Consider the following 23,039-nt stretch of genomic DNA (forward strand, 5'->3'; position numbering starts at 1 on the left):
TGCGTTTTCATCCCACAAGACTGATGCAAGAAAGGGCCCGCCTCTATGAATTTTCAGCAGCTCACCGCCATGATTCCGGTCTTCGAGCATGTGCAGTCCAGCTCCGTCTCTCAAGCCTTGAGCTGCCCCGCCAACAGCTGCATGATGATCGTCGTCCGCCGGGGACACGTAACGATTGTAGCAGGCGGCAGGGAGCCGGTCATCGTCACGCAGGGGTTCTCCTGCCATTCCAGGCACAGCCCGATTGAAGTCCAGGTGCCCCGGACCAAAGAGGCCGAGTACGGGGCCGATCTGATGCTGCTGGGCGATTGCCTTGGCCGCAGCATCATGATTCCCCGGGAGGTGCCCGTCGGGATTATGACCGCTATCATCGGCGCGCCATACTTCGTATATTTGCTAAGAAAAGAGCGTGTCCGCCGATCGAAATAACCGGCGCGATCGACAGCCGAATAACGCCTAAAGGGCCGGCACCGCCATACAACAGGCTCTATCGGTTCATGCCGTGAAAATAAAAGCCATATGCAGCCGTGTCGGGCTGTCCGTAATGCTGCCCAGGCCCAAGCTGCAAGAAAAGCAGACCCTTTCTCCTGTTGGAACGCAGACCCGCCTTGAGGTCATCGTTCAGTGCAGGAGAGGCGTCTGCTTTTTTTCAATATCAGGCTTCATCCATGGAGCTCGGAACGTTGCCTTCCGCCCTTACGAGCCAGCGGACGGGCCATTCGCGACGGTCGTTTTATTTTTGCCCGTCTCCTTGGAGTGATAAAGGGCTGCATCCGCTTGCTGGTACAGCTCCTCGAATGTGCTTCCGGGCTGCTCCCCATGCGCAATGCCAATGCTTACGGTCACGGAGATCGTAGCCGCCGGCAGCAGGACAGCGCGCGAAGCGGCGGCGACCCGGAACTTCTCCGCCTCCTCCAGAGCCTCATAATCGCGATATCCCGAAAGGCATACCGCGAATTCCTCTCCCCCGATTCGGGCCGCGATGCCTTTGCCGCTAAAAAACTGCTGGAGATGCCCGGCAAAGTCGCTCAGCGCCTGATCCCCCGCCCGATGCCCGTGCGTGTCATTGATGAGCTTGAAATCATCCAGATCGAACAGCAGCAGGGACACCACGCTCTCTCCCGTTTCCAGCAGCAGATTCACCCGGCGCAGAAATTCCCTGCGATTGAAGACGCCGGTCAGATCGTCCTTCGTCGCCTGATAAATCAGCTCGCGCTCATACCGCTTCTTATCGCTATGATCATACAAAATAAGCAGCATCCCGGCGGGCTGAGCATCCTTGGCCCCCACCGGAATAAACGATACCCCGTAACACAAATCGTCCTCCTCCGCGAAGTCAATCTCGATGTAATGCTCCTTTTTGGCCCGGTATGCCATTTGAAGGTCAGGATGCGGATGGAAATAGCTCCGAATCGGCCGGCCAATCCAGGCCGCAGGCCGCTCTCCGCTCATCAAAGCCAGCATCTCCCCGGCGGGCCGGTTCAGGTCGGCTATCACATCATGCCGGTCCACCAGAATGACCCCGTCCTTCATATGCTCAAACACCTTGTCTTTGGCAATCGGCCATATGGACGCCGCCCGGTTCCGAAACAAGGCCAAATACATAATGACTCCGGCCGGGAGAAAGGACAGCGAGGTGTAGCCCAGCACAGGAATATTGAGGATGGGCAGCACCAGCAGAGCCACGACCGGCAGCAGCCCTCCCCCCAGCAGCAGCAGATGCTGTGTGTAATAATGCTTGGGGGTGTTCGGCAGACAGATAAGCAGGCAGAATACGGCATACAGGCAAAGCAGCTGGCTGTACACAATAAAAGCCATATTCAGCAGTGTCGGTTGAACCGTGATGCTGCTGAGACCCATGACGGTCTCCAGGCCGACGCTGCTGCGCATCAGATGATGGAAGGGATCAGTATAAATAAGCAGCACATAAAGGGCCATCGGAATAAACAGCCGGAACAGCTGCCGCCTCATCCTATCCGGCGATCGCCCGACATAATCGCGGGCAAACGCGTAAAAAAACAAACCGCTCAAAAAAAACGGGAGCTGCTGCAGATTACGCCACCACAGCTTTCCCGCAAACGAGTCCGTCATCAGCTCACAGACCGTCGCAAACACAGCCGCGCTGGAGCACAGCATCAACAGCCACACATAGCGTCTGCCGGGGGTGTTCCGGAATGGATAAGCCCTCAAGCTCACATAGAGCCCAAATGCACCACCCATCAGCAAATAATACGGATATCCGTGCATCCATTGCATGCTCAATTTCCCCTAATAATTGATGTTTGCAGGGTAATTATAGCCTACTTTACCTAGGATATGAACAGCCGGCTGCAGCGTTCGGCAAAAAACTGTCCTGCCTCCGCCAATCGTTCCATTGCACGATATTCGTGTTCCATCCGGCCCTCTTTTTCTGACAAATCGTTGCCCGGCATACAGCGCCATCCTTCCCCCGGACGGCAGGCCGTCATGACGGAACACCTAATCCGGGTTATCGCGCAATGGTTTTGAAGTACCGGTATATTTTCTCCAGCTTCTCACTTTGCCGGCCGTTCTTGCTTTCCATATTGCCGAACTCAAAAAACTTCACCGGCTTTATGCCCACATATCCGAACAAGGCTCTCTTCATTAAGATTTTATGCGCATTGTTTAAAAAGAACAAGGGGTAGTGCGTCGGGCCCTGCATAGAGGAAATACAAACCGCCGACTTCCCCTTCAGCAGCCCTTCCGGCAGCAGCCCGCCCTTATCCCTGTAGGCGAAGCCAGATGCAAACATTTGATCGATATAGCCCAGCAGCATCGCCGGCGGCCGCCCCCACCAGATCGGATACACCAGCACAATTTTGTCGGCCCAGATCAGCTGTTCCCGGTACTTCTGAAGAGCGGGATCGGCATGCATATCTCTTCTCCGTTTGGTCTCATTGAACACCAGCACGGGGTTGAAATGCTCCTCATACAGGTCCAGCACCTGAATGTCGGTAATATTCGAATTCTCACGGCTGCCCCGGAGTACCTGCTGTAAAAAAGCATAGCTCAGGCTCTGATGATTCGGATGGATATAAATGACGAGCATATTCATGATAGGGCCCACCTCTTTTATTATCATATGATAACCAAATCCTAGCACACCCTTTTTTAAGTTGTCAAATGATAATTGCTTTATGATAATAAATTTGCTATCGTTTCATTTAAGAGGTGAACCCTATGGACCGAATGGACCAGACCGCATTGTTTCAAAAGCTCGTAGCCTTTACCTCCGCTGTATATCAAGTCAAATGCGATCTGACCAAAGGGGTCAAATCGGATGAAATAACCCCGCTGCAATACAGCATTCTTGAATATATTGCCGTCAGCCAGCCAGTAACCCCAAGCCAAATCAGTGACTGTATGCATGTGTCGATGCCTAATACGAGCCGGGAGCTGAAGAAGCTAACCGCCAAAAACCTGTGCGGGAGATTCACCGCCGCAGATGATCGGCGCAAGCAGTATATCCGGCTTTCCCCCGAAGGCCAAGCCTTGATGAACGAATCGTTTCAGCAAATCGAAGCCCGCTTCCGCCAGCGGATCAAGGATATGTCTGAGGAGGAGCTGGCGGAAATCAGCCATGCGTTCGATGTGCTCCACACCAAAGTGTTTCACCCGAGAACATAAGCCACAAGACGCCATAGAGCGTAAAGAACACCTGAGGCCCGACAGACAGCACGGCAGAACGGAAGGCTCGTCTAAAAACCGTCATGACGTTCTATCGCATCCCCGGTATGAAAGCAGCTCTTTCACAGAAAAAAGAACCTCCAATCCCACTTATCCAGTGGTGCTTGGAGGTTCTGTTGCTACTATTTCGGAGCAGACCTTTGAATCAGCCTTTGTTTCTATTAAATCTTTTTCACAAAATCGGATTTCAATTTCATTGCGCCGAAGCCGTCGATTTTGCAATCGATATCGTGATCGCCGTCAATCAGCCGGATGTTTTTGACCTTGGTGCCAATCTTGATCACCATTGAGCTTCCTTTTACCTTCAGGTCTTTAATGACCGCCACGGAATCGCCATCGTTCAGAATGTTCCCATTGGCATCCTTGATAACGCGCTCTTCACTGTCGCCGGCTTCCGCTCCCGGCGTCCATTCATGACTGCATTCCGGACAGATAAGCAGGCTTCCATCCTCGTAGGTATACTCTGAATTACATGTTGGACAATTAGGTAATGCAGACACTGTTTCGAATCCTCCATTCGTTCCGCCACATCGTTATTGTACAGACTGCAAATGCTCGTCGAGCCGTTCCCGGTCAGCTTCCCCTTGAGCCGCGATCGATAGCAGCTGTTCAAGCGCTTCCTCATATCGAGCCAGATTGTTAAGCGCTCTGGCCAAATGACTAATGAGATCATAATCCCTGTCCTGCTCAGGAATCTTTGTAATCCGATCTACGATTTGTTCAAATTCATCCTCTTCATGCCAAAGGGTCAGCTGTGCCAACAGCTCTTTTTCCATCGTTCTACCTCTTTCTATCATCGGATATGAACACTACCAATGATATCCTAGTTTTCAGGTCCTTTGGCATTTTGTTTTCCATAGAAAGAAGGGTCATGAAACCGGACCCAGCCTCATAAAAAGGACGATGACAATAAGAGCCGCCGCCAGCAGCGACCCTTTCCAGGACGTGTTGGCGCGGGTTTTCGGTTCACTCCACCAACCGCTCCCCGTGTTCCCTTCTTGACATGCAAAAAAACAAAAAACGCCGCCTTATCCGGGAAGGAATGCCCTCAACGGAGCACTCCCGCCTGTACAAGAGGCGCTTTCTTGCTTTACTACGCTTTATTCTCCGCTTCCCAACGGGAAATCTCCGCCCGCACCCGCGGCGCGACTTCCGTACCGAGCAGCTCAATGGCTCGCATGACCTCCTCATGCGGCATGGTGCCAAGCGGAACGTGCAGTAAAAACCGGGTAATGCCTACATTTTTCCGCAAATAAATGATTTTTTGTGCCACCGTCTCCGGGTCCCCTACGTACAGCGCCCCCTCGAAGCTGCGGGCCGCATCATAGCTGGCGCGGCTGTAATGCCCCCAGCCCCGCTCCCGCCCGATGACATTCATACTGGCCTGAGTGGACGGGAAAAACTTCTCCACCGCCATCTCAAGATCCTCGGCAACGAAGCCGTGTGAATGAGAAGCAATCGGCAGCTTGGATACATCATGCCCGGCTTGTGCAGCCGCTCGCTTATACAGATCAACCAGCGGAGCGAACTGAATGGGACGGCCGCCGATAATCGCCAGAACGAGCGGCAATCCGAGCAGACCGGCACGAATAACCGATTCTGAATTGCCTCCGCTGCCAATCCAGACCGGCAAAGGCTGTTGAACCGGGCGCGGATACACGCCCAGATTGTTAATCGCCGGACGGTGTCCGCCTTTCCAGGTCACCTTCTCCGATTCGCGCAGCTTCAGCAGCAGCTCCAGCTTCTCATCAAACAGGCTGTCGTAGTCATTCAAGTCATAGCCGAACAACGGGAACGATTCAATAAAAGAACCCCGGCCCGCCATAATTTCCGCCCGGCCACTCGAAATCCCGTCAAGCGTGGCAAAATCCTGAAACACACGCACCGGATCAGCCGAAGAAAGCACCGTCACCGCGCTGGTCAGCCGAATCCGTTTCGTTTGGGCCGCGGCCGCAGCCAGCACCACAGCCGGAGACGAGGCCGCATAATCCTTACGATGATGCTCTCCTACCCCGTATACATCCAGCCCGACCTTGTCCGCCAGCACGATCTCCTCGACTACCTCGCGCAGCCGCTGGGCGTGGCTCATCACCTCACCGGTTTGAACATCGGGCGATGTCTCGACAAATGTGCTTATCCCTATCTCCATGAATATAGCCCTCCTCATTATGTAGGCTTGTTATCTGCGAATGACTCTTTATTTAGCATGTATTGATGTCTATATTTTGGTCGATCTCGTTCACTTTTTCAAGCTTCGGCTTCTTTTCTTCTTTCTTCCGCCGGGTTTATTCAGTGCCGGCTCTTTCATAAATTCGTCTTTTCATGCATCCATGCATGCACTATAATACGGTAGGACAACAATATTAAAAAAGTCAAAAGGGGAACGTCAATGTCACAAATCATCCAAGTCCATGAGAGACCGCCCTTCTGGAAATGCCTGCCGCTCGGGCTGCAGCATTTGTTTGCCATGTTCGGGTCAACGGTTCTCGTGCCCATTCTGTTCAAGGTCGATCCGGCCACCATCCTGCTGATGAACGGTATCGGCACCTTGCTGTATATCTTTATTACCAAGGGGAAAATCCCCGCTTATCTCGGCTCCAGCTTTGCTTTCCTTTCACCGGTCTTTGTCGTTCTGGCCGAAAAAGGATACCAGGCCGCACTAGGAGGCTTTCTGGCGGTCGGCATCCTATTCATCATCGTCGCCCTGCTCATCCGTTATGTGGGCACCGGCTGGATTAACGTCGTATTTCCTCCCGCTTCGATGGGAGCCATTGTCGCAGTCATCGGGCTGGAGCTCGTTCCGACGGCAGCCAAGATGGCCGGCTTCATTACTCCGGACGGTGCGCCGGCGGACTGGTCCCCGAATCCCACTACCGTGACAGTTGCCGTCGTCACCATGCTGGTCGGCGTGCTTGGATCCGTTCTGTTCCGCGGTATTTTCAAAATCATCCCGATTCTCATTGCCATCATTGTCGGCTATGTGCTGTCCAGCATCCTTGGGCTTGTTCAGGTGCAGGAAACCTTGAGCGCCGCCAGCTGGGTGACGATCCCGACCTTCTATGCACCGGTATGGGATTGGCCGAGCATCGCCATTATTGCCCCTGCTGCGCTTGTCGTTATCGCCGAGCATATCGGACACCTGATCGTGACCGGCAATATCGTAGGCAAGGATTTATCCCAAGACCCCGGACTCAGCCGCTCCTTGCTCGGCAACGGAATTTCCACGGTTATTTCGGCAGGCGTGGGTTCAACCCCGAATACGACTTACGGTGAGAATATCGGGGTCATGGCAATCAGCCGCGTCTACTCCGTTTGGATTATCGGTCTGGCGGCTGTAATGGCGGTCGTCCTTTCCTTCGTCGGCAAGCTCTCCGCGCTCATCCAAACTATTCCGACCGCGGTTATGGGCGGTGTTTCCCTGCTGCTGTTCGGAGTAATCGCCGCATCCGGTATCCGTATGCTGGTCGAAACGAAGGTCGACTATGCCAAGCCTGCGAACCTCATCCTGACCACCGTTGTTCTGGTCGTCGGCCTCAGCGGCGCGGTGTTCAAGTGGGGACATCTGGAGCTGAAAGGAATGGCCCTTGCGACCGTAGTCGCCATTCTGCTCAGCCTCGTGTTTAAATTATTCGACGTGCTGAAATGGTCGAACGATACCGACTAATCGGTTGGATACATCTCCGCTGATGTAGATTTGCCTTGCACGGCAGGCACGGTATTGGCTTCATTGCCGCGGCACGTGCTTCAGGCGTGAACAACAGCTGCACCGCAGTGCAGTTCAAATCAAAAAAGGGTGCCTCACAAGCCATGGATGGCTGAGGCACCTTTTATTTTTGCGCTTATTCTGCATCTACATAAAGAAACGTTCGTTTGCTGTGCCAGGACACCGGCAGCTTCCCTAGCGCAGGCGGGTTCACCCTGACCATGCCGCTCAAATCAACCCCGATTTTTGCAAAAGCCGCTGAACCATAACGGCAACCTCTGCTCGTGTCATGAACGCTTGAGGCGCCAGCTCCTTACTGTTCCGCCCGGAAACGAGTCCCGTTTGCAGGCTCTTGAGGCTTCCGCCCTTTGCCCAAACGGATATTTTTCCCGCATCGGAAAACGAATTCTCGAACGGTCCATCCTGGGAAGGAGCAGCTTCCGCAAGCCCGGTAAAGCTCATTGCTCTTGCCATAATAACCATCGCTTGCTCACGTGTAATCTTATCGTTCGGACGGAAGGCGCCGTCTTCAAAGCCGCTAATCAGGTTATATTTGAATGCAGTCCCGATCGCCCCGGCAAACCATTCGCCAGTATGAACATCGGAGAAGAAGGTGCTGTCTGGCTCCGGCCGCAAGCCTAATCCGCGCACTAGAATCGCCGCAAATTCCGCACGTGTAATATCTTGATCGGGATGAAAATTCCCTTGTCCGATACCGTTAATAACCATGCGCGATCCCATGTCATGAACGGCTTCCTTGGCCCAGTGGAGCTCCATATCTTGAAATTGAACCGGGTGCCACACAACCGAATAAGTGCTGTTCGTCATGCTGTTAATCTTGGCATAATACTTGCCGTCAAGCTGTACGATTCTCGTCGGCACATGGCGAAGCGTCCCATCGGCTTCAACCACAACTCCCGTTGTAATTTTACCGGGATCAGTATCATCCGGAATGGCAATGGTTCGTTCAACGTAGGCATTGAATGCTGTAATTTCTATGATTTCATCTTTATACACAGCTTTTATTGTAAAATCTATTGGCGGAGCGATGATTGAAATTGTTCCTTCCGCAGAAGGATTAGTCGCCCATTGGCCCGCTTGAGGCACGGCAATTTCGATCTGAATCTGGATATCCTGCAGCGCCGGCGATTTGCCCAACCGCTCCGATATGGACTGGATATCGATTTGTTTAGCAGGCAAATGGTAGGTTGCCTTGTCTGTTTTCAGCTCCAGCACCGCTTGCTGCAGTTCCATGCTGTGTACCATCTGACCGTTAAGCTCTCCGCGCACAATATCGGCTTTAGCGTCTGCTACGATGGTCACGACAGCAGACGGGCCTTCCTCCGCAAGCTTTTCCGCCAGCTTGCTCTGATCGATCGTAATGATAGCTGCTGACTGTGAATCTATGCTCGTTATTTTTAACGCGCCAATATGCTCAACCTTACCATTGACGAGAACGACGGCACCTGCCGGGTCTGGCATTGTTGGAGCTGCTGGCTGTGGCTGCCCGCTGCCGCTGCTGTCATTGCTATCACTGGTATCACTATTATCGCGATTTGAAGCTGACTCCAGCCGTATCACATTTGAAGCGTCAGAGGCAGGACTGCTTCCCACACGATTGATCGCCACTACCGTAAACGTATAGGCCGTGCCATACGTTAAGCCGGTCACCGTGATCGGGCTGCTTGCTCCGGCCGCAACCAATCCGCCCGGGCTGGATGTAACAATGTAGCTGGTAATCCTGCTGCCCCCATCGGTGGCGGGAGCATGAAAGCTCACGATCGCTCCCCCGCCGCCCGCAGCAGCAGTTACACTTGTCGGGGCGCCAGGCACGTCCGCCGGTGCTTCCGGTGCCGTCGGCATCACGCTATTGGAAGCTGCAGAAGCGCCTGAGCTCCCTACACTGTTCGTCGCCACGACGGTAAACGTATACGCCGTGCCATACGTTAGGCCGGTCACCGTGATCGGGCTGCTTGTACCCGTCCCTGTCCGTCCTCCGGGATTCGAGAGCACAGTATATCCGGTGACCGGGCTGCCCCCATCATTAGCCGGGGCCGTAAAATGCACTGTCGCTTGTGATTCACCGCCTGCCACCTCGGCTGTTACATCCGTCGGCACTCCCGGCACTCCCGCCGGTGCCGTCGGCGTCACGCTATTGGAAGCTGCAGAAGCGCCTGAGCTCCCTACACTGTTCGTCGCCACGACGGTAAACGTATACGCCGTGCCATACGTTAGGCCGGTCACCGTGATCGGGCTGCTTGTACCCGTCCCTGTCCGTCCTCCGGGATTCGAGAGCACAGTATATCCGGTGACCGGGCTGCCCCCATCATTAGCCGGGGCCGTAAAATGCACTGTCGCTTGTGATTCACCGCCTGCCACCTCGGCTGTTACATCCGTCGGCACTCCCGGCACTCCCGCCGGTGCTGCGAAAGTAATTAACTTCTGGATACGGCTATTTCCGAAGTCAGCGACATATACGGTCCCTGTGCTATCTACCGCGACTCCGCTTGGACTGGCGAATTCGCCCAGACCGCTTCCCTCTCCGCCGCTCCTTTTCTTCCACTGGCTCCATACCCCGCTGGATAGCTCCAGCTTCTGAATACGATGGTTTCCCAGATCCGCAACATAAATATCTCCGTTAGCAGCTACTGCGACGCTAGAGGGCTCATCAAATTCACCAAGACCGCTGCCGCTGCCCCCGCCTGCCTTTTTCCAATCGTTCCACTCCCCGGTAGCCGCATCCAGCTTCTGAATGCGGTTGTTCCCGGTATCCGCGACATACACATTGCCGTCGCTATCTACCTCCACACTGGCAGGCTGACGGAATTCTCCAAGGCCGCTGCCGCTGCCCCCGCCTGCCTTTTTCCAATCGTTCCACTCGCCGGTAGCCGCATCCAGCTTCTGAATACGGTTGTTATTGGTGTCCGCCACATACATATTGCCATCATGATCGACGGCCACTCCCCCAGGATAATCAAATTCCCCGAGACCGCTTCCTTGGCCGCCCCCGTTCTTTTTCCACTCGGTCCATATTCCTGTGGCTGCGGTCAGTTTTTGGATACGGTGGTTAAACCGGTCGACTACATAAACATTGCCGCCGGCATCTACTGCAACATCATTCGGATTCTCAAACTCGCCAAGGCCGTCGCCATAGCCTCCGCCGATCTTTTTCCACTCGCTCCATTCCCCGGTAGCTGCATTCAGCTTCTGAATACGATGGTTATCGTAATCGGCGACATACAGATTTCGTTCGTTGTCCGTCGTCACTCCGCTTGGGTAGCTGAACTCGCCTAAGCCTTCCCCCGGAATCGCCCCCTCGTAGACCCACTCACTCCAACCTCCTGTAGCGGCCGTCAGCTTCTGAATACGCGCATTGCCTGAATCCGCTACATAAAGGTTTCCGTCGCTGTCTACAGCGATACCCTTCGGCGTATAAAACTCACCAAGACCGCCTCCCGGGCCACCGCCATTTTTCTTCCATTCGCTCCACTCGCCGGTAGCCGCATCCAGCTTCTGAATGCGATGGTTATTCAGCTCCGCAACATAAACATTTCCCTGGCTATCTACAGACACGTCATATGGATTGTTAAATTCGCCCAAGCCGCTCCCCGCTCCGCCTCCGGGCTTCTTCCACTCACTCCACTCGCCGGTAGCGGCCGTCAGCTTCTGAACACGATGATTGCTTGTATCCGCAACATATATATTGCCGCTGCTGTCTATGGCTACGCGGGAGGGCATATTAAACTGGCCGAGTCCATTCCCCAACCCGCCGCCGCTTTTTTTCCACTCGCTCCATACTCCTGTCGCTGCGTCCAGCTTCTGAATACGATGGTTCCATGCATCGGCAACGTAAACATTCCCATGGCTGTCTACTGCCACGCCCCTGGGGTTGTTAAACTCGCCCAAGCCGCTCCCCGCTCCGCCTCCGGGCTTCTTCCACTCACTCCACTCGCCGGTAGCGACCGTCAGCTTCTGAACACGATGATTGCTTGCATCCGCGACATACACATTCCCATTATTATCCACCGACACGCTATTCGGATTAGAGAACTCCCCCAGCCCGCTCCCGTATGCGGGTCCAATGACGTCCTTCTTCCATTCGCTCCACGCCCCCGTAGCGGCGGTAAGCTTCTGGATACGATGATTCGTGTTATCTGCTACATAGATATTCCCTATGTTGTCCACCGCCACGCCGCTTGGGTTGAGGAATCCCCCCAACGCATTATTGCTGGTCGGCCCGATTTTGGCATATTCGCTCCATTGTTCCTCCGCCTGTACGGGAAACACAAAAAGCATCAGAGAAGACACGAGTAATAAAATCCCCCATCCCCAAGGTGTTCCTGTCATTTTTTTTTCCTGCCCCCAGTTCATAACTTCCATTCTCCTCTTCTGGTAGTTGAGCACCTATATAAACTCCTCTGCATTCTACCAGAGCCTTCTCTCATAATTCTCTCAAACACATTCTTAAACAGAAGGAACCCGCCTTACCGGCCCCGACAAACAGTATGCAATCCTGAACTTGGAACAGAGCCTTCCAGGATTCCTGCGAAAGTAATTATTTCCATCCGGCTCCATTAGATCCATAAAGGTTCAGTATCTTTTATAGCGATTTTGATCTACACTTTTTAAGTGCCGTTTTCTCAAAAAATTTACCATTACTCCTTCTCAAATCATCATGATCGTATAGGAAGTGTACGAATGCTTTTTAATTCTCCCCAGTTTATCTTCTTTTTCTTACCTGTTGTATTCACAGGGTACTTCGTTCTCAACCGCTTCGCTCCTCTTTATACCTCGAGAGCATGGCTGGCGGCTTGTTCTCTCTTCTTTTACGGGTACTGGAATCCCCGCTATTTACCGTTGATTTTACTGTCTATCACAGTTAATTTCTTCATCGGTCGGCTTCTTATTCTGCATCGGCAACATGCACTTTTGGTATTTGGAATTATTTTCAACCTGCTTCTCCTTGGATATTTCAAATACTTCGATTTTTTCCTAACCAATCTAAATAGCTTGTTTTCAGCCCACGTTCCATTATTGAATCTTGTACTGCCGCTGGCAATCAGTTTCTTTACATTCCAACAAATCTCCTATTTAGTAGATTGCCGCAAAGGGAAAGTTGAAAATTATAACTTTATCAATTACTTACTATTTATTACCTTTTTTCCTCATCTGATTGCCGGACCTATCGTGCATCATCGGGTCATGATGCCTCAATTTCAGAGTAATAAAAATTTAAATATCAACTACGAGAACATCGCGTCCGGGATTTTCATTTTTGCAATCGGCTTGTTCAAAAAGGTCATCCTTGCCGATCATCTCTCCGGAACCGTATTCGATGGCACGAATAATTTGGCCACAATAACATTTTTCGATGCCTGGACAGTCATTCTTTCTTATACCTTACAATTATATTTTGATTTTAGCGGGTATTCGGATATGGCCATAGGGCTGGCGTTATTGTTTAACATCAAGCTGCCGATCAATTTCGATTCGCCTTATAAAGCAACAAATTTCCAGGATTTAGTCGCGCGCTGGCATATAACCTTAACCCGGTTCTTATATGAGTATGTGTACTATCCGATGAATCGGTGGCTGACCAAGAAGCTTTTTGCATCCTCGCGAATCAAAATGGGGACAGAAGCGAAAACATGGATAAATGTCATTTTGCTATTCTTTTTAAGCGGTATTTGGCATGGCGCGGGCTGGAATTTTATGATTTGGGGTTTACTGATGGGAGTCGGCGTTGTCATCTATCGGATGTGGAGCCGGCTGAACATCAAGCTGCCCTTCTTCATAGGCTGGGGGCTTACATTCAGCTATATCAATCTTATACTTGTCTTCTTTCGAATAAGCGATCTGGACCAAGCCCTGCTGCTTATCAAAGCTTTGCTTGGCTTGAACGGCTTTATTTTGCCCGAGCAGCTATCTCCATTCTTAAGTCCACTATCCGCCTTCGGCCTGCGGTTTGAAAGTACAGCGCTAAAAGACAAAGTCTCGGCCTTGGGCTTTGTCCTACTGGGTCTAATCCTTATTCTCGGGTTCAAGAATTCTTCCCAATTAATAAAAAGCTTCAAGCCCACCTTTCTCCGAGCTTTATTTATTACAGCTCTAATGGTCTACTCTATTTTAAGTTTGACTAAGATATCCGAGTTTCTTTATTTTAAATTTTGAGGTCCAGGTGAGATCATGCAGCCCTACAAAAAGTGGACGATATATGTGCTTTCTTTTATCATGCTCTCTCTCAGCTCCATTGCCGGAATGAATTACGTAGTCGACCCCTACGGAATCTATCACTTCGCAGGCAGGGAATTTAACTATCAAAAGAGCGTCGAAAGCGACCCGTATCTAATCAAAGCTTTTCAAGTCAAAAAATACGAGCCTGATGCCATTGTTTTAGGAACATCCCGGGCTATGCGGCTTAATCCTCCGTTTATTGAATCCCTGACCGGTTGGAAAACTTATAACCTGGGACTTTCCGCGGCAAACCCTAAAATCGATCTCGCTTATTTAGAATACACCATGAGAGTTGATAACAATTTGAAGACGGTCTTTCTCGGGCTGGATTTCGAAGTATTCGATAACAATTATCCCGACCATGCAAACTTTAAGGAGGCAAGATTAAGCTCTTTTTTCTATACCCAAGACCTATTTGCGAGCTTGCTCTCGGAAAAGGCTTTGATCGATAGCCGTAAGGTGTTAACGGACAATCTCAGACATACGGCCAACTATACAGAAAACAGATATTTGGGAGACGGGAGCTTTGATGAAAACCTTGTTTATCCTCCTAACGCCAATGAAGAAACAGTAAGGCTTTTGCCAACGAAGTTTCAACTCTCATCAAAAAGTCTCATGAACATCCAAAAAATAAAGGAATTATGTGACCAAAATAACATCAAATTATATGTCTATATTAGTCCCGTTCATGCGATTGTGCTAGAAACATTCTGGCAAAATGGTCTATGGAGCCAATTCGAAGACTGGAAAAGGCAAGTAACAGCCATTGTCCCCATCTGGGACTTTTCAGGCTACCATGACATATCGATGAGTTCTTTGCACGATAGGGAAAATTACAATGATCTCTCCCACTTTTCTAAAAAAATCGGCAATCTGATGCTCTACCGAATGCTGGACAAAAATATAGAGCAGGTACCTTCCTATTTCGGCATACGCCTTACTCCAGATAATATAGAAACCCATTTGATTCAATTAAGAGCCGACAGAGAACAATGGCCTCAACGGGATCATAGTATTTTAGAATTGATAAACAACTATTAACACTTCACAGTACCCTAGCACTTACGGCCAGGTGGTCGACCGACCCGTCATGCAGCGAAACACCGCGCGCTGGGAGCTGCGCGCGGTGCCAGTGGCAAACCAATCAGCCGCTATGCCCTCCGAAATGTTCGCAGCAGCTTACCCAAGCAGAATACCTTTGCAGCAGCGAAGTAGAACCCTTGACATAGCGCCATGCCTCTTGTCATACACCTAGGTTAACAGCTGCAAGACAGGAGGTACGGCGCTTATGAATCCATTACGGCGGCCGGGCAGTATACCGGGTAAGCCGAATTTCCTTTTGCTCATTGTCGATGAACAGCGGTATCCGCCTGTATACGAGAGCCAAGAGATTCGCGACTGGCGAGAAAAGCATCTTCCCGCCCAAGCGTTTCTGCGTAAGCACGGTATGGAGCTGCATGCTCACCATATCGGAAGCGCGGCCTGCTGTCCAAGCCGAGCCACCATGCTGACGGGACATTATCCGTCCCTGCACGGGGTGACTCAAACGAACGGCATGGCCAAAAGCGCCTTCGACTCTGACATGTTCTGGCTGAACCGGAATACAGTGCCTACGATGGGCAATTATTTTCGAGAGGCTGGGTACCAGACCTACTACAAGGGCAAGTGGCACATATCCTATGAGGATATTGTCGTGCCCGGGACAGAAACCGATGTCACCAGTTACGATCCCGTTACAGGTGTCCCCGATCGGCAGCGCGAGGAGCTGTATTTGCACGCCAATCCTCTGGAGCCCTTCGGCTTCTCCTCGTGGATCGGACCCGAGCCGCATGGCCGCAATCCCCGCAATTCGGCTTCTTCCGCTGCCATCGGCTTAAGCGGACGGGACACCGTATATGGGGCGGAAACTGTGGCGCTCATTGAAGCCCTGGATCGCCAAAAAGGCGCCGATCCGAACGCGAAGCCGTGGCTCGTCGCCGCTTCATTTGTCAACCCGCACGATATCACCCTGTACGGCTCCTTGACCGAGCAACTGACGGGCTTGTTTCGTTTTGATGTAGGCCCTATGCCGCAGGTCCCTGCTCCCCCGACCCTACATGAATCACTGCACACCAAGCCGCGCTGCCAAGCAAGCTACCGGGACATTTATCCCTTGGCGATCCAGCCGATTCACAATCAGCCATTCTATAGGAAGCTGTACTGCCAATTGCAAAAAAATGCCGACCAGCAGCTTATGCGGGTGCTGGATGCCCTCAAGCGTTCTTCATTTTATGACGAAACCATTGTCATCTTCACATCCGACCACGGCGATATGCAGGGGGCCCATGGAGGACTGTATCAAAAAATGTACTGTGCTTACCAGGAGGTCCTGCATGTGCCGTTTCTCCTGCATAACAGGCGCCTATTTCCGGAGCCGGAACACTTCACCGAGCTTACCTCCCATGTTGATCTGCTGCCAACGATGCTCGGGCTTGCAGGAGTGAATGCCGAGCACATCCAGCAGCGGCTGAACAGCAGCTTCAGTGAGGTGCGTCCATTTGTCGGCCGTGACCTGACTCCTAGCCTCCTTTACGGTAAAAAGTCAAAAGAAGAACAGACCGTATACTTTATGACGGACGATGACATGACACGCGGACAGCGCCAGGTGAATGCGTTAGGCGCTGCGTATCCTTCCGTCATGCAGCCGAACCATATCGAAACCGTAATCACCGAGCTTCCCCTGCAAGACTCACCGCACAAGCAGCGCTGGAAATATTCCCGCTACTTCGATAACAAGCAGTTCTGGAGCGATCCTGGCGCTCGCGACATAACCGTCCAGCTTCCCTGGAGCCTATGCAGTAATCCGCAGCAGCCGGCCTCCTGCATCATTTCCTGCAAGACGGTGCCCGTGCCCGAAGAATACGAGCTGTACAACCTGACTGCAGATCCGCTAGAAACCCGCAATCTTGCCTATCCCGCCTGGGCAACGCCCGAATCAGAGAAAATCCGAATACAAATGAGTCAACTCTTGGAGGAGCAGCGCAAGCTGAAGCGGTTGACACCCCGCCAGAACAAATAAAATACACCGCTGCGAAAGCGGTGTTGAAAGGATCTGGGAGATGCATTGGCCCGGCCTGTGTTACATCTCCCCTTGACCATCGTTTCCTCTCGGGTGGTCCAGCCTTATTTCTTAGGATAAGTAATTATAAAGCATACCTGTCCATTGCGGTTCTGCACTTCAATGCTCCCCCCGTAAAACTGGATTATTTTACTGGAGATGCTTAAACCAAGCCCGAAATTTCCATTATGCCCCTTAAAGAAAGACTTAAAAATGTGGTCGATATCCTTTTCAGAAATGAATGGACCGTCATTGCTGATTTCAATTCTCCAAAACAGTCCTGTATCCATCAAAACAACCTCAATCGTCTTTCTTGCAAATCGAAGCTGATTCTCCAAAACATTCTCTATGGATACACGTATCCGATCCTGACTGCCCAAGACGACAGCTTGTTTGGCATTCAGTGTTAAGCTCCATAATAATTCGGAATTCACAGCTTGGAAATTAGTTACAAGGTACTTCAGCAGCTTATCCAGATAAATCTCTTCATAATCCCGTTCATTATCTAATACATAGTCAAGTGTGTTTAAATATAAGATTTGTTTGATTTTCCTTTCAAGACGAGCCGCCTCATTCTTGATAATTAAAGCCGATGCTTCTGGAGTCCCCTCATACATCCCATCGATAATTTCCTGAGCATACCCCATAATGACCATGACCGGAGTCTTTAAATCATGGGAGACACTTTGCAGAAATTTTCGTTCTTCTTCATCCGCTATTTGTAGAGCTTCCTTCATTTCCTTCATAGCCTTAGCTAGTCTGCCGATCTCATCCTCACTTCTAATTTCAAGCTCACTGTCCCACTCTTTATTAGCCAGCCGTTTGGTGTACTCCTCTAGCTGCTTTAACGGCTTGGCAATATTGTTTGCAATTAATTTTGAGATCGGCAAGCTGAATAATGTGACCAATAAGGCCATGATGACGATCTTCAGCAAGTTCTCACGCTCACTAGGGATAGTGTAGGAAACAAGATAGCGTGACTCCCCGACAGGGCTGATTCGAATGAAATATGCCTTGCGATTTATCGTTTCTTTTATAATTTGTCCTTTATTCTCATGAATGAAGCTATCCAATTGATGTGATAAAGCATCCGGAATCGGAGCTGCTCCTGAAGAATGCGTGAGCTGTCCATTCGTCTTATCAAGAACAAAATGATAATAATGAGGATTAATAACAGGCTCCGTAGCACTTGCAGTCCCGGGGTTTTCTTGAACCGATTCCAATACAATTCGATGAGTAAGCTCCAGAAGAATGGTTGATTTGTCATTATCAAAGCCTTTCGTGATAAACAAAAAAGCAAATAAACAAACCAATGCTACGTTGAGTATAACAATCGACATAATGATCCATATTCTTAAGGTAAGTGATCTGATCTTCATCATTTCATGTCCAATTTGTAGCCGAATCCATAGATGGTCTCAAGGTTCATTCTGGTTAACTTCTTCCTCAATCGCCTGATCGTGTCGTCGACAACGCGGTCAGAGCCAAAATAATGATCACCCCAGACCTTTTCAAGAATCTGCTCCCGGGTCACAACGGTATTGTGGTTCTGGATAAAATATTGTAGCAGGCTGAATTCTCTCGTCGTAAGAATAATTTTCTGGTCACGATCATAGACGGTTCTTTACCGGTGATCAACAAGATAGCCCTCTAACACCAATTCAGCCGCGGGTTCTGCTTTACTCACATCTAGACGCTGAAGCAATTTATTCGTTCGAATCACGAGCTCTCTGGGTAAAAATGGCTTAGATAAATAATCATCGCTGCCTAACTCCAAACCGACCACGCGATCGAGCTCTTGGTTTCTTGCCGACATAAAAATAACTGGCGTTTGAGGCTTGAATTCTTTGATCGCTTTAATGAGCTGATACCCATCCATATCCGGGAGCATGATGTCCAATATCCACAAATCGGGCAAGTCAGCTATTTTTTGCAGCGCGGCTTCGCCTTCGTAGAAGGTAACTACCTTGTAGCCTTCCTTCTCCAAATATTTTTTCAGTAAATGATTTAAATGCTCTTCATCCTCAACCAAATAAATTGTACGCATGTCGCCCACCGCCTCAATCGCTTAATGAAACCCGGTTTCCTCCACGTATAGACTCTGGCTGCCTGTACCATACGAGAGACTAAGAACTACATTTAACCGACTTGTTGTACCTTCTTCTTACCAAAAACCCATACCAACACACCTACCATCAATGTCAGAAGTGTGGCCATAAAAGCCGAACCTCCCGCATGAATGATTAACGCGGGTACCCACGCAATGCTGAGCGTGCGGTGAATAACGCGCATCCATTGATTGCGAATGTTTTGGATAAAAAAGCCGTAGCCTCCTATCGCTAACAGGATGAGAAAAGCGGCAATTCCCGAGTAGGTATCACGGTTCTGAAAATCGGTAATCAGGTAGTAACCCCCATGAAAAACAACCAGCAACAGGGCCAGCCAGCCAAGCGGTTCATGCAATCGATGCAGCAGCTTTCCCATTCCTCGAATGAAAGAAGATGGAGATTTCCGCTGTTTCTTAAACCATATCCACCAGAAGCTCCCCGCTGCAAGAAAAACCGAAATGGTGCCCAACGTTTTGAATATGCCGCTTATTGTCCCCATTTTATGCCGTTGCTCCCCTTCAACCCCCATACCATTAAGCATCTGATACACGATTAATAGCAAAGCCACGCCCATCACCGCAACCGCCACAATCCACACCTTTTTATTCTTGCTCATTTCGCAGCACTCCAATCGAGGTATCGTTCATCCAGCTGATTTCTGTTTCGAGTATAGATAATAAATTTCAATAAATTTTCATGACATTATGTGAAAATTATCTGCTGGGAATTCAACGACCACGCGGAGGAACGAAAGAAATGAAGCATGAATTCATAATGACGCGGATTCGAGCGTCAAATCGCGAACGATGGAAGTGATCCCGAGATGCTCGGAACAGCCATCAAACCGACAACGATGACAACGGACCATTCACAAAATCTCCTTCATAACATTTCAACACGGTGTGCGGGCGCAACCAGAGCGGGTAAACTCGAGGAGTAACCCTTCCTCGCGATCTGCTCCCTTTCTGGCCTAGGAACCGTAAGGATACCACAGCTTCGTCCGATCGGTTTATTTTGTGATATGACCGATTCAAGGAGAACCTTTCACTGTCCAGCGAACCAATGGATAGGGAACATTGCTGGAAAGGAATCGCCCTGTCCGATACAGCCACATATACGAGTCTGACTGGGCGGCTTTACCTGGCTCCTCTAGCACTTGCAGCGTAGTCTCACCGGACTACACGAGCGCTTTGGCTCTGAGTTCCTGGGTGCTTCTTCGCAAGACATCGCCAGGATCATCCCACACGTTGAAGCTTTGCATGATTCCGTTATTCGCCGGACTGTTCGATTACGCGGGGAACTTGTCGATGCTGGTGCTATTACACCACTACGCGGAACACCTTTAACGGGTTGGTTTCGGCTGCAGGCTGCTTTACGCTAGCCAAGTGGGTAATGGCCTTTAGCCAGTGCTGCGATTCTGGTCGTCGCGATTGGGAAGGCATGGGCTAGACGCAATACACAAAAATCGCCACAGTTGCCCTCCTAACATCGGCCTGGGTGAAGCCTATGCGCAGCAGGTAGCAAGAGAGGCCCTGGGGGATCGTGCGTGACAAAACGGAGAACGCCTGTGATGGACGTTCTCCGTTTTGTTGGCTTGATGGAGTTTGTGTGGGGCTTTTGGCTGGCTGTGATGGAGATAGTCGGACTATTCGATAGGTTCATCCAGGAACCAGACCCACCTACCAGTTTAAGCCGCGGCCCTACAGATTGCTAGATTTTGCTTTCAAAGGCTTTCTGCGTGACAGTCTCCGGAACTGTACGTCAAATTAAACAGGTTGGGACGTATACATTTACTTTCACTCGTTCAAAACATTGAATCCTTGGTAAAGTATTCCTTATGTGTCCAAAAAATAAAGCTAAATACGCTGGACCCGCATAGAACAAGTCAATATAATTTGCATTACTCTTTAGAACTGCAGACATTATCTCTTTTTTAATGTTTTCAGCTGCTAGACTTGCTTGCTTCGCAGAATTGATAGGAGATGCTGAGAATAGATTCAATTCGGGACATGAACCTTGCTCGTTCAACTCTATGAACTGAGCGACTTCAAGTTTGAGGTTTTCCTTCATAATTCCAACTGTCACTATTAAGCGTTCACCAGCACCTGGACTATAATTTGTCTCAAACGGATAGTCAGGCGTCTCGGAATCGGGGAAATCAATTGTCGACATTCTTTCCCCACGATATTCCATCTCAATAGTAAACCCAGAGACAGCGGAAAATACATGTCCTATTGCCATCTCAGATGAAAGTCGACGGCTTCCTTTCAGCAAAATTTTCCTTGTTGAACGGTTTTCAGTAATCCACCTTGAAGTCTCACTTAGCTGTTTCAACAATGTTTCGTTCCACTGCTCAGTATTCGGGTAACAACGGTTCTCCCCTCCAAAAAAAACAGCCCACTTAAATTGCAAATACTTACTTTCCCTTGGATACTGTTCTATTTCTGTTGAGATAATTACAGGAGGTTGATCAAAATGGAACCTTTCACTAATTGCACACTTAATTGTAGTTTCAATTTGTAATCTGGTAATAGGGCGAGCTTTGTTAGCCTTTAATAAAGCGAGCAACGCCTCATATATGTTTGAAATCTCCTTTTGGGGCAGTTCATCATACAAAGGAAGATGTCGTTGAAACTGGGCACTAAAAATACCTCTGGCCATATCATCGTTTCTATTTAAATTCCAGTTGTGTTCAATAAGTACCTTATCATAAAGGAACCTGGCGATGAACTCATCTTTTCCCAGACCCTTGACCCTACCTACATAATCAGAATAAGAGTTATCCAGCACTTTCGATCCGGGATCCTAGAATGATTGAGGTTCACGGACACGGCGTAGTCCAGATATGAGGGGTTTAAGTTCATCGGAGATTTCACTGCAGCACAATGTAAATTTGCTATAAGTTCCTGGGCTGCCCTCATCCAATTCCATAAAGCGAGATATTTCTCCCCAAAATTCCCCAGGTGTAATACGATGGTTTTTCGCTTCAACTGCTTCCCGATATATACCATCACTCGGAGCAAAGAATTTAACTTCAAAATCAGCTGTCGCCTCTCTAATGATTGAATCAAACCCTTCGAATGATAGCCAAAACGGAAGTTTACACAGGATCATGTTGTTTTGAAATTCAAACCCAGAATCTGCCGTATCTCCGCCTTGTGATTGCGGCTCTAAAAGTGATGGTCTTCGGTTTCCTCGGTTTTTGTCGTCAATCATATTTCGTTCCCTCCATTACTCTTTCCTTGAATGGAAATGAATAAGAATACCTTATCGTTAGGTTTTTGCTCATTTGCCAAAATTCCCCCAACCGTTAACAGGCTCTAAACTGACTAACTCAGCAGAACTAATTTTATATATTTTTCCTTTATTTACCCCGTATTAGGGCGTGTTTGCAAACTATCCAAACAGCTTAGAAACTGGTAAACTCGAGACGACCAATGGGAAATAATCAAATACTTACTGATTGCCAGCGGAACGGAAGACACGAGGTGGATGCCCGGCTAAAGACAATCGAAAAATGCTCGCTCGATGCCTCCATCGTCCGTGTTCATCAGCACAGCGCGGGGTAAATATAATGCTCCCATCTCCGGTCTCGCCGAGACGGCGGGTAACCTAACGCGGTAGCCGCGCCGCCTTGACAAGGAGCTGCTGGTCATTCAGGAGCTCTACCGCCAGCAGCAAGCCATGTACGAACAGCGAACACACACCGTGCCGGATCGAATCGTCAGCATTGCGCACCCTCACATGAGACCGATCGTGCGCGGCGGCAAAGCCAAGGCGAACGTCGAGTTCGGCGCGAAGCTGGCGATCAGCGTGGTGAATGGCTTCGCATTCCGCGAACATCTATCGTGGGATAACTACAACGAAGGGCCGACGCTGCAGGACGCCGTGGAACGCTACCGTACCCGGTTCGGATACACCCGGTAGCCGTGCTGGCGGACCAGCTCGACCGGACACGAGACAACCGCTGGTCATGAACCTCGAAAAGGGACTCCGGGTGCTCTTTTGGCCTCTTTTGCAATGGCTCCGGTCGTTGGCGCAATGATTTCTGAACGCGTCCTTGACACTATTTTCCCAATAGTCGTCAACGTGTACAAGTGTATCATCTAGGTCAAACAATACCATATTAATTGGATACATAATACTCTCCCAGCCATGAGGAATAAATTCGACCTTAATGACGATGCGA

General features: G+C 50.1%; 15 protein-coding genes and 3 pseudogenes. 7 read left to right on the forward strand and 11 right to left on the reverse strand.

Annotated features, from left to right (window positions below; translation table 11 throughout):
- Window positions 1–282 precede the first annotated feature (282 nt).
- Window positions 283–429, forward strand: a pseudogene (locus WBG83_RS22655) (iron chelate uptake ABC transporter family permease subunit); the annotation flags it as partial.
- Between the two features lie 267 nt (window positions 430–696).
- On the opposite strand, the gene WBG83_RS17555 reads toward WBG83_RS22655, so the two are convergent.
- Window positions 697–2,256 carry a histidine kinase N-terminal 7TM domain-containing diguanylate cyclase gene (locus tag WBG83_RS17555; RefSeq protein WP_336746563.1) on the reverse strand — a complete coding sequence of 520 codons (1,560 nt, stop codon included), beginning with the start codon at window positions 2,254–2,256 and terminating at the stop codon, window positions 697–699.
- Between the two features lie 232 nt (window positions 2,257–2,488).
- Window positions 2,489–3,076, reverse strand: a complete 588-nt coding sequence (locus WBG83_RS17560; RefSeq protein WP_336746564.1) for an NAD(P)H-dependent oxidoreductase — start codon at window positions 3,074–3,076, stop codon at window positions 2,489–2,491.
- Window positions 3,077–3,210: 134 nt separating this feature from the next.
- Here WBG83_RS17560 and WBG83_RS17565 point away from each other — a divergent pair, with 134 nt between their 5' ends.
- Complete coding sequence (locus tag WBG83_RS17565; protein ID WP_336746605.1) at window positions 3,211–3,648, forward strand: MarR family winged helix-turn-helix transcriptional regulator; 438 nt, start codon at window positions 3,211–3,213, stop codon at window positions 3,646–3,648.
- 221 nt (window positions 3,649–3,869) lie between these two features.
- Here the strand turns inward: WBG83_RS17565 and WBG83_RS17570 are convergent, their stop codons facing one another.
- The 3 genes from WBG83_RS17570 to WBG83_RS17580 form a co-directional block, all read right to left on the reverse strand.
- Window positions 3,870–4,208 (reverse strand): zinc ribbon domain-containing protein YjdM, encoded by a 339-nt coding sequence (locus tag WBG83_RS17570; RefSeq protein ID WP_336746566.1) that lies wholly within the window; start codon window positions 4,206–4,208, stop codon window positions 3,870–3,872.
- 33 nt (window positions 4,209–4,241) lie between these two features.
- A complete protein-coding gene (locus WBG83_RS17575; protein WP_336746567.1) occupies window positions 4,242–4,484 on the reverse strand; it encodes a hypothetical protein in 243 nt (80 codons plus the stop codon).
- 317 nt (window positions 4,485–4,801) lie between these two features.
- A complete protein-coding gene (locus WBG83_RS17580) occupies window positions 4,802–5,857 on the reverse strand; it encodes an LLM class flavin-dependent oxidoreductase (protein WP_336746568.1) in 1,056 nt (351 codons plus the stop codon).
- A 240-nt stretch (window positions 5,858–6,097) separates the two neighbouring features.
- Here WBG83_RS17580 and uraA point away from each other — a divergent pair, with 240 nt between their 5' ends.
- Entirely contained in the window at window positions 6,098–7,372 is a 1,275-nt protein-coding gene (uraA, locus tag WBG83_RS17585; RefSeq protein ID WP_336746569.1) for a uracil permease, read from the forward strand.
- Between the two features lie 267 nt (window positions 7,373–7,639).
- Here uraA and WBG83_RS17590 read toward each other — a convergent pair whose 3' ends face one another.
- Entirely contained in the window at window positions 7,640–11,782 is a 4,143-nt protein-coding gene (locus tag WBG83_RS17590; RefSeq protein WP_336746570.1) for a fibronectin type III domain-containing protein, read from the reverse strand.
- Window positions 11,783–12,109: 327 nt separating this feature from the next.
- Between WBG83_RS17590 and WBG83_RS17595 the strand changes: the two genes are divergently transcribed.
- From WBG83_RS17595 to WBG83_RS17605, 3 genes are all read left to right on the forward strand, one after another.
- Window positions 12,110–13,582: an MBOAT family O-acyltransferase gene (locus WBG83_RS17595; protein ID WP_336746571.1), complete on the forward strand. Its 1,473-nt coding sequence runs from the start codon at window positions 12,110–12,112 to the stop codon at window positions 13,580–13,582.
- Window positions 13,583–13,597: 15 nt separating this feature from the next.
- Window positions 13,598–14,686 (forward strand): hypothetical protein, encoded by a 1,089-nt coding sequence (locus WBG83_RS17600; RefSeq protein WP_336746572.1) that lies wholly within the window; start codon window positions 13,598–13,600, stop codon window positions 14,684–14,686.
- 247 nt (window positions 14,687–14,933) lie between these two features.
- Window positions 14,934–16,703: a sulfatase-like hydrolase/transferase gene (locus WBG83_RS17605; RefSeq protein WP_336746573.1), complete on the forward strand. Its 1,770-nt coding sequence runs from the start codon at window positions 14,934–14,936 to the stop codon at window positions 16,701–16,703.
- 104 nt (window positions 16,704–16,807) lie between these two features.
- Here WBG83_RS17605 and WBG83_RS17610 read toward each other — a convergent pair whose 3' ends face one another.
- The 5 genes and pseudogenes from WBG83_RS17610 to WBG83_RS17635 form a co-directional block, all read right to left on the reverse strand.
- Window positions 16,808–18,082, reverse strand: a complete 1,275-nt coding sequence (locus WBG83_RS17610) for a sensor histidine kinase (RefSeq protein ID WP_336746575.1) — start codon at window positions 18,080–18,082, stop codon at window positions 16,808–16,810.
- 38 nt (window positions 18,083–18,120) lie between these two features.
- A pseudogene (locus WBG83_RS17615) lies at window positions 18,121–18,789 on the reverse strand (response regulator transcription factor).
- Window positions 18,790–18,881: 92 nt separating this feature from the next.
- Entirely contained in the window at window positions 18,882–19,466 is a 585-nt protein-coding gene (locus WBG83_RS17620) for a hypothetical protein (protein ID WP_336746576.1), read from the reverse strand.
- Window positions 19,467–20,611: 1,145 nt separating this feature from the next.
- Window positions 20,612–21,640, reverse strand: a complete 1,029-nt coding sequence (locus WBG83_RS17630; protein ID WP_336746577.1) for an SAVED domain-containing protein — start codon at window positions 21,638–21,640, stop codon at window positions 20,612–20,614.
- A gap of 15 nt (window positions 21,641–21,655) precedes the next feature.
- Window positions 21,656–22,066: a hypothetical protein gene (locus tag WBG83_RS17635; RefSeq protein WP_336746578.1), complete on the reverse strand. Its 411-nt coding sequence runs from the start codon at window positions 22,064–22,066 to the stop codon at window positions 21,656–21,658.
- Between the two features lie 423 nt (window positions 22,067–22,489).
- On the opposite strand from WBG83_RS17635, the pseudogene WBG83_RS17640 reads away from it, so the two are divergent.
- A pseudogene (locus WBG83_RS17640) lies at window positions 22,490–22,815 on the forward strand (IS5/IS1182 family transposase); the annotation flags it as partial.
- Window positions 22,816–23,039 lie beyond the last annotated feature (224 nt).

Source organism: Paenibacillus sp. y28, from assembly GCF_037137075.1.
Classification (GTDB): Bacteria; Bacillota; Bacilli; order Paenibacillales; family NBRC-103111; genus JBBBNV01.

What these genes read in the sequence shown, in the direction of transcription:
- WBG83_RS17555 (WP_336746563.1), bottom strand. Translation starts at nt 2,256, where the DNA reads ATGCAATGGATGCACGGATATCCGTATTATTTGCTGATGGGTGGTGCA.
- WBG83_RS17560 (WP_336746564.1), bottom strand. Translation starts at nt 3,076, where the DNA reads ATGAATATGCTCGTCATTTATATCCATCCGAATCATCAGAGCCTGAGC.
- WBG83_RS17565 (WP_336746605.1), top strand. Translation starts at nt 3,211, where the DNA reads ATGGACCAGACCGCATTGTTTCAAAAGCTCGTAGCCTTTACCTCCGCT.
- WBG83_RS17575 (WP_336746567.1), bottom strand. Translation starts at nt 4,484, where the DNA reads ATGGAAAAAGAGCTGTTGGCACAGCTGACCCTTTGGCATGAAGAGGAT.
- WBG83_RS17580 (WP_336746568.1), bottom strand. Translation starts at nt 5,857, where the DNA reads ATGGAGATAGGGATAAGCACATTTGTCGAGACATCGCCCGATGTTCAA.
- uraA (WP_336746569.1), top strand. Translation starts at nt 6,098, where the DNA reads ATGTCACAAATCATCCAAGTCCATGAGAGACCGCCCTTCTGGAAATGC.
- WBG83_RS17590 (WP_336746570.1), bottom strand. Translation starts at nt 11,782, where the DNA reads ATGAACTGGGGGCAGGAAAAAAAAATGACAGGAACACCTTGGGGATGG.
- WBG83_RS17595 (WP_336746571.1), top strand. Translation starts at nt 12,110, where the DNA reads ATGCTTTTTAATTCTCCCCAGTTTATCTTCTTTTTCTTACCTGTTGTA.
- WBG83_RS17600 (WP_336746572.1), top strand. Translation starts at nt 13,598, where the DNA reads ATGCAGCCCTACAAAAAGTGGACGATATATGTGCTTTCTTTTATCATG.
- WBG83_RS17605 (WP_336746573.1), top strand. Translation starts at nt 14,934, where the DNA reads ATGAATCCATTACGGCGGCCGGGCAGTATACCGGGTAAGCCGAATTTC.
- WBG83_RS17610 (WP_336746575.1), bottom strand. Translation starts at nt 18,082, where the DNA reads ATGTCGATTGTTATACTCAACGTAGCATTGGTTTGTTTATTTGCTTTT.
- WBG83_RS17620 (WP_336746576.1), bottom strand. Translation starts at nt 19,466, where the DNA reads ATGAGCAAGAATAAAAAGGTGTGGATTGTGGCGGTTGCGGTGATGGGC.
- WBG83_RS17635 (WP_336746578.1), bottom strand. Translation starts at nt 22,066, where the DNA reads ATGATTGACGACAAAAACCGAGGAAACCGAAGACCATCACTTTTAGAG.